The organism is Devosia lucknowensis (assembly GCF_900177655.1).
GTDB classification, from domain to species: domain Bacteria; phylum Pseudomonadota; class Alphaproteobacteria; order Rhizobiales; family Devosiaceae; genus Devosia; species Devosia lucknowensis.
The window spans coordinates 612178-623881 of sequence record NZ_FXWK01000001.1 but is presented as its reverse complement, the minus strand read 5'-3'; the positions used below and the strand labels follow the sequence as shown (position 1 = coordinate 623881).

Here is an 11704-nt window from a genome sequence, read left to right as displayed (position 1 = left end):
TTTCCGGACCTCTTAAGGCGAACCGAAGACTGATTTGTAATCAGGGGGTCGCGGGTTCGAACCCTGCTGCCGGCACCACAGAACCCAGCAATGAGAATCGCTTGGCGCTCACCGCTGTGGTGACGATTCAACTTTGCGCTCAGTCTTGGTAGGCGACGCCGACTTCCTTGAGCGCACGCCAGACGACACGACAAAGCTGCGGGCGGTGACCGGGCGCGTTGAGCGTGAAACGGTCCGGCACGGCATTGACCTTGGCGACTTCAAGCTTGGCCCCCGAATCCGACACGTTGCGGATGATACAGGGCATTTTCGAGAAACCGATGGAGATCGTGGCTTCGATATACGTATCGCGACGCGGGGCGATTCGACGTTCCAGCAGGAGCGGCGATGCGTTGGCGCCGGGGGACTTTCCGAAAGGCATGTGCGGTCTTTTTGGTGGTCTTTGCTCGAGGCTAGTGCAGCGGCGTTGCGCTGGATTTAAAGCAATCGCGACAATGCAAGGCATTGCCGCCCTGCTCCCGCGTAAACCATCCGAAGGGAAGCTGTGGGACAAGGGCGTGTCGATCCGTTAAGGTTTCATCAACCATACGGAGGCGGCGATGCGCGTACCCAATGCAGGACAGGACCTGGTCGAGCGCCGCATCGTTCGCGAGGGCAAGCGCCTCGCCGAAATCATGCTGGCCAATTATCGCGATCCACCCCGGCTGACGCTCGCAGGAGCCACCGCCGCCGTGGCCTCTCTGGTGCAACGGACGGCGACGGTACTTCGTGGGCACCACGCGCGGTTCTGAGACGCAAAACCGTTTCCAGTTTCGCCGGGAGCGCTCTAGTGTCCCGGCGGAGGAGATCGCATGCGCATTCTGCTGGTTGAGGACAACGAAGACCTGGGCGAGGCGATAGAAAAGCGCCTGCGTTCGGCCGGTCATTCGGTTGAATGGGTTCGAGACGGCAATGACGTCGTGCCGGCGGCAGATGCAGAGCCGTTCGATGCGGTAGCCCTCGACCTGATGCTTCCCAACCGCGACGGCATCAGCCTCATTGCCGAATTGCGCAAGCGCAAGTTCAACGCGCCGATCCTCGTCATCACTGCGCGTTCAGAAATCGACGACAAGGTGAGTCTGCTCGATCTTGGGGCCGACGATTACCTCGTGAAGCCCTTCGACCTGCGCGAACTCGAGGCCCGGCTGCGAGCGCTGTTGCGGCGGACCGGAGGGCAAGCGTCGAATACGGTCAGCGTAGGCAATTTGGAACTGGACCTCACGGGCCTCAACGCAGCCGTGGATGGCAGAGCAATTGAACTCGGGCGACGGGAATTCCGGTTGCTCGAAATCCTCGTGGCCCATGCCGGAAGGGTCGTGGCCAAGGAACGGCTGATGAACCAGCTCTTCAATTTCGACGAGAGCGTTTCGGTCAACGCGCTGGAACTGCATATCTCGCGCCTCCGCAAGAAACTCGAACACGCCAATGTCGAGATTGGTACGGTGCGCGGCGTCGGCTATGTCGTGCGGGTAAGCGAGTAGCGGCGTGGGCGGCAAACCCTTTTCCATCCGCCGGCGCATCTTCGTGCTGGCGCTGGCGCTGCTGCTGGCGGCATCGGTCGTTCTGATCGTCTTCATCCGAGACTACGCGGAGCGCGCCTCGGACCGGGCCTTCGATCGCCTGCTTGCGGCGTCGGCACTGACCATCGCCGGTGCGGTGCAGGTCGAGGGCGATGCGGTGGTCGTGGAAATTCCCTTTGCCGCCTTCGCCATGTTCTCGGGGCAGGACCGGGTTTTCTATGCGGTCGAGGATCCCGATGCGCAAACCGTGACCGGATACCAGGACCTGGCCATGCAGATGGGGGAGACAGTTTCGGCCGAGCCGAGCTTTCTCGATACGGTTTATCGCGGTGAAACGGTGCGCGTGGCGAGCGTGGGACGCCTGATTTCGACACCCACCGACACGGGTTGGGTGACCATCCACGTGGCGGAGACGCAGAACCAGCGTGAGGCTTTGTCCGCGGAAATCCTCTCCAATGCTGTGCTTCCCGTGCTGGCGCTCACCGCGCTTGCCGTCGGTCTCGTCTGGTTCGGCATTTCCCGCATGTTCGCGCCATTGACGGAGCTGGAGCATGAACTGCGCGCGCGGGCACCCGATGACCTGTCGCCGATCACGGTCCCCGTCCCCGAAGAAGTCGGTCACCTGGTGATCGCACTCAACGGCTTCATGGCGCGGCTGCGCAATTCCATGGAGCGCGTGACCGGGCTCGTTGCTGAAGCGGCGCACGAGGTTCGCACGCCGCTCGCCTCGCTGCGGGCACAAGCCGAAGTGGCGATGGACGAACACGACCCCGAGGCGCTGCGCCGTCGCGTAGGTCGCATCCATACCGGGGCGGTGCAGGCCAGCCAGCTGGTCAGTCAGCTGCTGATGGAGGCCACCATCTCGCACCGCCTGGAAAACCGGGAAATCGACATGACGACAGTATCGGCGGCAATCGACGAGGTGCGACAACGCCTCGATCCGGAACAGGTTGGGCGCCTGCATGTGGATGTGAGCGATGAGGCTGCCGTCGCCACGATCCGCGGCGACCGCGTGGCTCTGCGCGAGATGATGCGCAATGTGGTGGACAATGCCCTCGTCTATTCGGACGGCATGGTCGACATATCCGGGCGGGTGCGGAACGGGATGCTCGTCGTGGCCGTCAGCGACCGTGGACCGGGCATCGACAACTCGGAAAAACCGCTGGTGATGGAGCGGTTCAAGCGCGGCAAGGCCAGCAGCGGCAAGGTGGGATCGGGCCTCGGCCTCTCCATCGTCGCCCGGGTGGCCGAGGCGCATGGCGGCACCATGGCGCTGGTCGACCGGGACGGCGGTGGGCTTACAGTGGCGATATCGCTCCCCCTACCCCGGCGCTCGGCACCCAACGGCACCGCGGCGCTTGTCGTCGCCACGATGCTGGCCGGGGTGATGCTCGCCCCCTCCCCCAGCGAGGCGGCAACGACGGTCTATCCGGCGCCCGATGGCGGTGAGGAACAAGTCCTCAATATTCTGGGCGTGACCGACACGCCGCTGTTCGCGCATTTCGTCGCCGCCTTCCAGGCGGAGCACGAAGGCGTCACGGTGGTCTATGAAGAAACCGATTCAAGACCCCTGTTCGAAGGTTTCCTCGACGGCACGCTCGAAATTCATCCGGACCTGTTGATCAGCTCGGCTTCGGATCTCCAGCTCAAGCTGGCCAATGATGGCCATGCCCTTGCCTATGAGAGCCCATACCTCGGCGACCTGCCGGATTGGGCGCATTGGCGCAACGAGGTTTTCGGTTTCACGTTCGAGCCGGCAGTCATCATCTACAACCGCGATCTGATCAGCGACGCCGAGGTGCCGCGCACCCATCTCACGCTGGCGGAAATGCTCGAGACCCAGACGGAGCGCTTCCGCGGCAAGATCGCCACGTATGACATCGGCATTTCAGGCGTCGGCTATCTGCTTGCGGCGCAGGACCAGACGATCTCCTCGACCTTCTGGCGGCTTGCCAGTGCCTTCGGACGCGTCAATGCCCGCTTCTCGGGGTCGAGCCCGGCCATTCTCAATGGCGTGGCCGACGGTAGCCTGGCTCTCGGCTACAATGTCCTGGGCTCCTACGCCTTTGCACGCCAGGCCGAGGGTGCGCCGATCGAAATCGTCGTGCCTGACGACTACGTGCTAGTGCTCACGCGCTCGATGCTGATCCCGAGGGATGCGCCGGATGCAGAACTGGCCAAGGCATTCGTGGACTTCGCGCTGTCACCAGCCGGACAGGAAGTGGCATCGGGCCCGACGGCCCTGGGCTCCGTGATCCCGGAAGGCTCGGGCGAGTGGACGAGCGAAGCCATAGCGGCGCGCGGGCGTGGCGTCATCCAGCCTATTCCCTTGGGTCCCGGGCTGCTCGTGGCGCTCGACACGCTTCGGCGGCAGAGGTTTCTGGACACTTGGCAGGAAATCGTCTCGCCCAAGCCCTGATCTCGCAACGCCGCAGGATGTAACTTTCGATTAACTCATGATTTCAGGGCAAGACCCGGTGAGCATTTGAGAAGATGTTCCGCAGGCGCATGGCTGGCGTGATCAATCAGGCTCTACCGAAGAGCGGGCACGAGGCCCATCTTCAGATCATGAAAACGAACCGGATCGTCCGGGTTCGACAGGAAGGATTGGAAAATGAGCACCCCCCGCAAGAACAAGTTCTTTGCGACCCTCGACACTTTCGTCACCGTATTCGGCAGCGCCGCTGCTGTTTCGACGGCGGTTGAGGCCGGACGGGCGCCCAAGGCCAAGCACCTGAACAACCTGGGTATCGACCCGGTCGCGTTTCGCAATATCGGCCGCATCTGAGCTCCGCTTCACGCGTCGTAGCGAGGCGGGCGTGGAACCAGCCCCCGGTTAAACGCCCGGATGCCGATAAGACAAAGCCCGGCTACCAGTGATTGGTAGCCGGGCTTTTGTTTGTCCTCTTGGGAAGGATCAATCCTCGTCTGTGGCCAGTTGGCCGAGGACGGCGCCCTTGCCGCGCATGCGCATGTAGAATGGCAGAGCCACGGCGATGATCGCCACCACATAGAGCACGATGGAAATCGGCGAGGTGAAGAGGATCATCGGATCGCCCTGGCTGATGGCCAAGGCGCGGCGCAGCTGCTGCTCAGCCATCGGGCCGAGGATCAGGCCCACGACCACGGGCGCGATCGGGTAGCCGAAGCGCCGCAGCAAGTAGCCCAGGATGCCGAAGGCCAGCAGCAAGACCAGTTCGAACGAGATCCGGACCGGACCAATGCCCGTCGACATGGCGCCATTTGCACCCAGAGTGCCGAGGGTGGCGAACACCAGGATACCGGCATAGAGCCACGGCTTGGGAATGGTCAGCAGTCGCACCCAGAGCCCGATCAGCGGCAGGTTGAGAACCAGCAGCATGAAATTGGCGACCAGCAGGCTGGCGATGAGGGCCCAGACCAGCGAGGCATTGTTGGTGAACAGCAGTGGCCCGGGCTGCAGGCCGAACTGCTGGAAACCGGCCAGCATGATCGCCGCCGTGGCCGTCGTGGGCAGGCCGAGCGTCAGCAGCGGCACCAGCGTGCCCGCAGCCGAAGCGTTGTTGGCAGCTTCAGGACCCGCAACGCCCTCGATGGCACCATGGCCGAATTCTTCGGGCCTCTTGGTGAAGCTGCGCTCGGCGCTATAGGAGAGGAAACTGGCGACGTCGGCACCGCCGGCGGGCATGGCGCCGATCGGGAAGCCGATGAACGTTCCGCGCAGCCACGCCGCCCAGGAGCGTTTCCAGTCCTCGATTGTCATCCACACCGATCCCTTCACGGCCACGACCTCGGCATTGGTCTGGTCGCGGTCGGACGCGGTCTTGAGAGTTTCGCCGATGGCGAAGAGCGCGACGGCCAGAGTGGTGACTTCGATGCCGTCGAGCAGATCCATGACGCCAAAGGCCAGACGGGTCTGACCGGTCTGGAGATCGATGCCGATGAGCCCCAGCCCGAGGCCGATGAACAGGGCGGTCAATCCACGCAGGGCGGAGTCGCCGAAGGCCGCCGAAACGGTGACGAAGGCGAGAACCATCAGCGCAAAGTAGTCCCACGGGCCGAAGGACAGCGCGAAGCGGACGACGAAGGGGGCGATGAAGGCGAGCCCGAGGGTCGCGATCAGTCCCGCAACGAAAGACCCGATGGCGGCAGTTGCGAGCGCCGGTCCGCCGCGCCCCTTGCGGGCCATCTTGTTGCCCTCGAGCGCCGTCACGATCGAGGCGCTTTCGCCGGGCGTGTTGAGCAGGATGGATGTGGTGGAGCCACCATACATGCCGCCGTAGTAGATGCCGGCGAACATGATCAGCGAGCCAGCCGGATCGAGCTTGTAGGTGACGGGCAGCAGGAGCGCCACGGTCAGCGCCGGACCGATGCCGGGCAAGACGCCCACGGCCGTGCCCAGGGTCACGCCAATCAGCGCATAGATGAGATTGTGGACCTGGAGAGCGGCGATGAGGCCCTGGCCGAGAAGTTCGAAGGTACCCATCACAAGCTCCCCGTGGTCAGGAGGCGCTCAAGCACGCCTGCCGGCAAGGACAGCTGCAAGCCCTTGGCGAAGATGAACCAGACGATGAAGGAGAAGACGACGCCGATGGGAATGGTCTGCCACAGCGGACCGCGGCCGAAGGCCTTTGCGGTGAAGGCGAAGAGCACGCCCGTCGCGATCGAGAAACCGGCGGTCGAGAGCAGCAGGATCTGCGCGACAAGGCCAGCGACGATCCAGAAAATGGGCCTGTAATCGTCCTTGGTGCGCTCTGGAAAGCCGTTGCGCAGGGCCGAAAAAACGGTGCCGATGGCGAGGAGCGCGAGGCCGGAGGCAATCACATAGGGAAACACGGTCGGGCCGACGCGCTGCTGCACGGGTGGCAGGCGCATCTGGCTGGTCTGCCAGAAAATGATGACGGCCAGGCCGGCGAGGATGGCCGCTATGACAAGCGCCGCCCCATCGGGGCGGCGCGAGCGGCTGGAGGAGCCAGTTGTCATTGGACGAGGCCGATGTCTTTCAGGATGGTCTGGGTCGCCTCGGTGTCAGCAGCAAGCTGAGCGGCAAAAGCGTCGCCATCGAGATAGGTGTCGACCCAACCCTTGGTCGCAAGGGCGGACTTCCAGGCTTCGGATTCGGCCATCTTTTTGATGTCGGCCGTAATCGCCGCCTTCTGCTCGTCGGTGATGCCGGGAGCAGCGGCGACCATGCGCCAGTTCTGCACGGCGACATCGACACCGGCTTCCTCGAGCGTCGGGGCATCGAAGCCTTCGACGCGCGCGTCGGTCGAAACCGCCAGAAGACGCAGTTCACCGGCCTGGATCTGGCTGGCGAATTCGGAAATGCCCGAAATGCCGACAGTGACCTGGCCGCCGAGGATGGCTGCGAGAGCTTCGCCGCCGCCCGAATAGGCAATGTAGTTGACCTGGGTCGGATCGACTCCGATCGCCTTGGCAACAAGGCCGGCCGTGATGTGGTCGACGCCGCCGGCCGAACCGCCGGCCCACGATACCGCACCGGTGTTCTCTTTGAGCTTGGCAACGAGATCATCCATCGTCTGGATGTCCGAAGCGGCCGGCACGACGATACCCACGGCTTCACCGGTGAGGCGAGCGATGGGCGTCACGTTGTCGAGGGTAACAGGCGACATGTTGGTGAGAATGGCGCCGACCATCACATAGCCGCCGACGATCAGGGCATTGGGATTGCCGTTTTCCTGAGTCGCGAACTGCGCGAGGCCGATCGTGCCGCCGGCGCCAGGGACATTGGTCACCTGGACGTTGCCGGAAATGCCGTCGGCCTGCAGGACTTCCTGCATGGTGCGCGCGGTCTGGTCCCAACCGCCGCCGGGGCCGGCAGGAGCCATGATGGTGTAATCCGCAGCCATGACGGGCGTGGAGAGGGCGCCGGCAACCAGCGCCGCGAGAAGCAGCTTGTTCATAGATCCTCCCTAGAACAAAACGCGGACGTCGTTGCATCCGTGCCGGGGAGTTTAGGCATGCTCCCTGTCACTGTCCTGTCACGAGGCTACGCCGCTGGCTGACGGCCGACAAGCGGCTGTCTCTTTCCGCCCGCAGCAAGAAATTGCGCGCATGGCCTCAAGAACGCATCACCACGCTTTGAGCCGAAACCGGCCAGGTGCTAGTGAGCGGCCATGAAGCTCTTTGCCCGTTTCTTCGCCCGTCTTGTGCCGAATATGGTGTCCGTCAGCCCTTTCGAGCGGTTGCGTGCGGCCGTTGGTGCATTCGTGGGCATATTGGCGACGGCGGGTGTTACCGCGTTGGCGCTGGGCCACGGCCTTGAATTCCCCCTGCTGATGGCGCCCATCGGCGCGTCAGCCGTGTTGCTGTTCGCCGTTCCCTCCAGCCCCCTGGCCCAGCCATGGTCGATCCTTGCGGGAAATTGCCTGGCGGCGCTGGTCGGGATCAGTTGCGCGCAGCTTATGGGGCCCACACCGGTTGCTGCGGCGCTGGCGGTGTCGGTCAGCATCGGATTGATGCTCACCTTCAAGTGCCTCCATCCGCCTAGCGGGGCGGTGGCGCTGACGGCAGTGGTCGGTGGACCGGTCATTGCCGATCTCGGCTATGCCTTCGTGGTCTGGCCGGTGGGGATCAATTCCGTCCTCCTGCTGCTTGCGGCCTTGCTGTTCAACCGGCTGACCGGCAAGCAATATCCGCACAAGCCGGCGCCTAGCGCGGCGATGGACGCAAAAGTGCTGCCGTTTTCGCCGCAGGTAAGCCTCGGCATTTCAGTAGATGACCTCAGGTCGGCCATGCGCGAGCGCGACGAGGTGCTGAGCGTCGATCCGGCCGATATCGAGGACGTGCTGGAACGTGCGGCGCTGGTGGCGTTTTCGCGCCGCTCGGGTGGCATCACGGCCGGCATGGTCATGAGCCGCGACGTCGCGCGGGTGCAGCCCGGAACATCATTGCGCGTGGCGCTGCGGACGCTTCGCAGCCAGGGGGTCAAGGCCCTGCCGGTTGTGGATGGGGCGAACCAGGTGGTCGGCATCCTGACCCAGACCGATCTTCTGGAAAAGGCGGAGTGGGGTCCCGTGCACGCATCGTCAGGCCTGGGCTGGCGCTTGCGGGCGCTGTCCAATTCGGACCGGCCGCTGCGCGGCAAGGTGCGCGATGTGATGACGACCAATGTGTCGACGGTGGCCGAGCCCATGCCGATCGCGCTGGTCATGCGGCTGATGCAGCATAGCGGCCATCATCACATCCCGGTCGCGTCGGATGATGGTCGGCTGGTGGGGATGGTGACGCAGTCGGACCTGATCGGCGCCCTGCTCGGCAGCGCGAGCGAGGACCTGGCCAGGATCGCCTGATCTAGATGGCGCGGCCGCTGTCCGCGTCGAACAGGTGCACGCGCCCCGGCTCGATGGCGAGCGCGATGCGATCCCCTGCCCTCAAGTCGCTGCGGCCCGTCAGAACGATGGTCAGTCCCGCGTCGCCTGCGGCGGTGATATAGGTCAGCGAACCGGTAGATTCGACGACTGCGACGTCGACGATGAGCGGGCTGTTCTCGTCCTCGGTGATCGAGAGATGTTCCGGACGCAGCCCGACCGTGACCCTGCGACCTGGCTCGACCTGGCGCCCGAGCTGGATGGTCCGCGATGCGGGCAGGTCGAGGGTGACGCTCGTGCCGTCCGCGCTGGTGGTCCCGTCGACGAAGTTCATGGCGGGAGAGCCGATAAAGCCCGCGACGAAGCGGGTCGCAGGCGTGTCGTAAAGCTCGAGCGGGGAGCCCTGTTGCTCGATGACACCGTCGCGCATGACGACCACATGATCGGCCATAGTCATAGCCTCGATCTGATCGTGGGTCACATACACAGATGTCGCGCCGAGCCGGTCGTGCAGCGCGCGGATTTCCTTGCGCATGTGGACGCGCAGGGCCGCGTCGAGATTGCTGAGCGGTTCGTCGAACAGGAACGCCTTTGGATTGCGAATGATGGCGCGACCCATGGCGACGCGCTGACGCTGGCCACCCGACAGCTCGCGCGGGTAGCGGTGCAACAGATGCGAGAGCCCAATGGTCTTGGCGACTTCTTCGGTGGCGCGCTTCATCTCGTCCTTGGACACGCGCTTGAGCCGGAGCGAGTAGGTGAGGTTCTGCTCGACCGTCATATGCGGATAAAGCGCGTAGGACTGGAAGACCATGGCCACGTCGCGCTTGCGCGGCGGCACGCCGTTCATCACGTCGCCACCGATTTTCATGGTGCCGCCGGTAATGGTCTCGAGCCCGGCCAGCGAGCGCAGGAGCGTGGACTTGCCGCAGCCCGAGGGGCCGACCAGCGCCACGAACTGACCCTTGGGAATGGTGAGGTTGATGTTCTTGAGCGCGTGGAAGCTGCCGTAATGCTTGTCGATCCCGACAAGTTCGATCTGCGGTTCTGCGCTCATTTGAGGGCTCCCGAGGTTAGGCCGGACACGATGCGGCGCTGCAGGACGACGAATACGGCGAGGATGGGCGTCACATAGATCGTGGCGTAGGCCATGATGTTGTTCCACTCGGTGGTATTGGGGCCCATGAAGGCATTGAGGCCTACCGAGGCCGGCTGCAGTTCGACGGCGGGAATCATCGACTTGGAGTAGACGAACTCACCGAAGGCCTGCATGAAAATGAGGATGGCCGAGACGAGAATGCCGTTGCGCGCCAGCGGCAGGACGATCGACCAGAACGCACCGACCCGCGAATTGCCGTCGACCAGTGCGGCCTCTTCCAGTTCGGCCGGTACGGCCATGAAGCTGGCGCGGACGAGAACCACGAAGAAAGGCATGGATTTCGCGGTGATCGCGAGGATTACCGCCCATTGCGGGTGCGCGAGCAGGCCGATCTGCGAGAAGCCGACGAAGATCGGCGTGATCATCAGCGAGGCCGGCAACACTTGGAGCATAAGCACCAGGAACAGGGCCACGTCGATCCAGATGTTGCGGTAGCGCGCCAGCACATAGGCGCAACCTGTGCCGAGCAAAGCCGTCAGCACCATGGTTCCGGAGGCGATGACCACAGAGTTCCAGAGGAACCGGCCCATGCCTCGCAGCTCCCAGACATAGGCGAAGACGCCCCATTGCGGATTGCTCGGCACCAGGCCCGGGGGCGTCGCAAAGATTTCCGACCCGGTCTTGAGACTCGTGACATACATCCAATAGAGCGGAAACAGGTAGAGTGCGGCCAGCAGCAGCGCGACGACAAGCAGGATACGGTTGGTCCAGGTCTCGGTCATCCGCGCACCTCGTGACGGGTCGAGCGCACATAGATGATCGAGGCGATCATCACGACGGCGATCATGACCACGGATATGGTGGAGCCCTTGGCGAAGTCGTATTGCCGGAAGGACTGCTCCCACGCCCAGTACTGGGCGACATTGGATGAATTGGCCGGTCCGCCCGACGTGATGGCGGCGAACAGATCGAACTGCTGCAGCGTGAAGATCAGGCCGAGCGAAATCACGGCGCCGATCGTGGACCGCATCATGGGCAGGGTAATGGTCCAGAAGCGCTGCCACGCGGTTGCACCGTCGAGAGCCGCTGCTTCGTAGAGGTCGCGCGGTATGCCAGCGAGACCCACGGCGAGCAGGATCATGTTGAAGGATATGCCGTTCCAGATATTGGCGATCACTACGCCCCAGAGCGACCATGCGGTATCTGAGCGCCAGAAGATGTTTTCGGAGATGATGCCGAGCGACTTGAGGGCATAGTTGAGCACGCCGAAATCGCCGGCCAGGATCCAGTTCCAGATGGCGCCTACAACCAGGCCCGGCATGACCCAGGAGGCGAGGAACAGGCCGCGGATATATGACGCGCCGGGAAAATTCTGGGTGAAGAACAGGGCGAGGCCAAAGCCGATGGCGAACTGCCCGGCGATAGAGCAGACGACGAACACGGCGGTGTTGCGCATGATGGGCCAGGTTTCCGGCGCGCTGAACACGGCGATGTAGTTCTTGAATCCGACCCAGGGGCGGGCAAAGGTCCCGAGGCTGAACATGTCGACCTCCTGGAAGCTCATCACCACGTTGTAGATCAGTGGCAGTCCGGAGAGCGCAATCAGGAACAGCAGCGGCACCGCGACCAGCACGATGTCGAAGCCCTTGCCGTCGCGCAGGCTGGAAAGCAGGCGGCTCAAGGCGCCCTCCCCTCAATTCGTCCCAGGCTGTAGAAGATGCTGCCCGGTTGCCCGG

At 63.7% G+C, this 11704-nt stretch carries 12 protein-coding genes; 5 read left to right on the top strand and 7 right to left on the bottom strand.

All coding sequences use genetic code 11. The features are described 5' to 3' along the window. Window positions 1-139 precede the first annotated feature (139 nt). On the bottom strand, window positions 140-421 hold the full coding sequence (locus tag CCK88_RS02905) for a PilZ domain-containing protein (protein ID WP_086469036.1): 282 nt from the start codon (window positions 419-421) through the stop codon (window positions 140-142). Window positions 422-599: 178 nt separating this feature from the next. On the opposite strand from CCK88_RS02905, the gene CCK88_RS02900 reads away from it, so the two are divergent. The 4 genes from CCK88_RS02900 to CCK88_RS18340 all read left to right on the top strand — a co-directional run bounded on the left by CCK88_RS02900 (window position 600) and on the right by CCK88_RS18340 (window position 4347). Then, on the top strand, window positions 600-791 hold the full coding sequence (locus tag CCK88_RS02900) for a hypothetical protein (protein ID WP_086469035.1): 192 nt from the start codon (window positions 600-602) through the stop codon (window positions 789-791). Between the two features lie 60 nt (window positions 792-851). Continuing rightward, window positions 852-1520, top strand: coding sequence for a response regulator transcription factor (locus CCK88_RS02895; protein WP_086469034.1), 669 nt, complete (start codon window positions 852-854; stop codon window positions 1518-1520). Between the two features lie 4 nt (window positions 1521-1524). Further along, window positions 1525-3978 carry a sensor histidine kinase gene (locus CCK88_RS02890; protein WP_086469033.1) on the top strand — a complete coding sequence of 818 codons (2454 nt, stop codon included), beginning with the start codon at window positions 1525-1527 and terminating at the stop codon, window positions 3976-3978. Between the two features lie 195 nt (window positions 3979-4173). Then, the gene (locus CCK88_RS18340; RefSeq protein ID WP_086469032.1) at window positions 4174-4347 is read left to right on the top strand and encodes a hypothetical protein; all 174 of its coding nucleotides are present in this window, start codon (window positions 4174-4176) and stop codon (window positions 4345-4347) included. 129 nt (window positions 4348-4476) lie between these two features. Here CCK88_RS18340 and CCK88_RS02880 read toward each other — a convergent pair whose 3' ends face one another. Genes CCK88_RS02880 through CCK88_RS02870 form a run of 3 tightly spaced genes read right to left on the bottom strand, consistent with a single transcriptional unit; the run spans window position 4477 to window position 7462 of the window. Further along, window positions 4477-6024 carry a tripartite tricarboxylate transporter permease gene (locus CCK88_RS02880; RefSeq protein ID WP_086469031.1) on the bottom strand — a complete coding sequence of 516 codons (1548 nt, stop codon included), beginning with the start codon at window positions 6022-6024 and terminating at the stop codon, window positions 4477-4479. Further along, window positions 6024-6521: a tripartite tricarboxylate transporter TctB family protein gene (locus CCK88_RS02875; RefSeq protein WP_086469030.1), complete on the bottom strand. Its 498-nt coding sequence runs from the start codon at window positions 6519-6521 to the stop codon at window positions 6024-6026. The genes CCK88_RS02880 and CCK88_RS02875 overlap by 1 nt, the downstream gene beginning before the upstream one ends. Beyond that, window positions 6518-7462, bottom strand: coding sequence for a Bug family tripartite tricarboxylate transporter substrate binding protein (locus CCK88_RS02870; RefSeq protein WP_086469029.1), 945 nt, complete (start codon window positions 7460-7462; stop codon window positions 6518-6520). The genes CCK88_RS02875 and CCK88_RS02870 overlap by 4 nt, the downstream gene beginning before the upstream one ends. Window positions 7463-7675: 213 nt before the next feature. Here CCK88_RS02870 and CCK88_RS02865 point away from each other — a divergent pair, with 213 nt between their 5' ends. After that, window positions 7676-8851, top strand: coding sequence for an HPP family protein (locus CCK88_RS02865; RefSeq protein WP_086469028.1), 1176 nt, complete (start codon window positions 7676-7678; stop codon window positions 8849-8851). A gap of 1 nt (window position 8852) precedes the next feature. Here the strand turns inward: CCK88_RS02865 and CCK88_RS02860 are convergent, their stop codons facing one another. Genes CCK88_RS02860 through CCK88_RS02850 form a run of 3 tightly spaced genes read right to left on the bottom strand, consistent with a single transcriptional unit; the run spans window position 8853 to window position 11649 of the window. Continuing rightward, window positions 8853-9926, bottom strand: coding sequence for an ABC transporter ATP-binding protein (locus tag CCK88_RS02860; protein ID WP_086469027.1), 1074 nt, complete (start codon window positions 9924-9926; stop codon window positions 8853-8855). Continuing rightward, the gene (locus CCK88_RS02855; protein ID WP_086469026.1) at window positions 9923-10750 is read right to left on the bottom strand and encodes a carbohydrate ABC transporter permease; all 828 of its coding nucleotides are present in this window, start codon (window positions 10748-10750) and stop codon (window positions 9923-9925) included. The genes CCK88_RS02860 and CCK88_RS02855 overlap by 4 nt, the downstream gene beginning before the upstream one ends. Continuing rightward, on the bottom strand, window positions 10747-11649 hold the full coding sequence (locus CCK88_RS02850; protein ID WP_086469025.1) for a carbohydrate ABC transporter permease: 903 nt from the start codon (window positions 11647-11649) through the stop codon (window positions 10747-10749). The genes CCK88_RS02855 and CCK88_RS02850 overlap by 4 nt, the downstream gene beginning before the upstream one ends. Window positions 11650-11704: the final 55 nt, after the last annotated feature.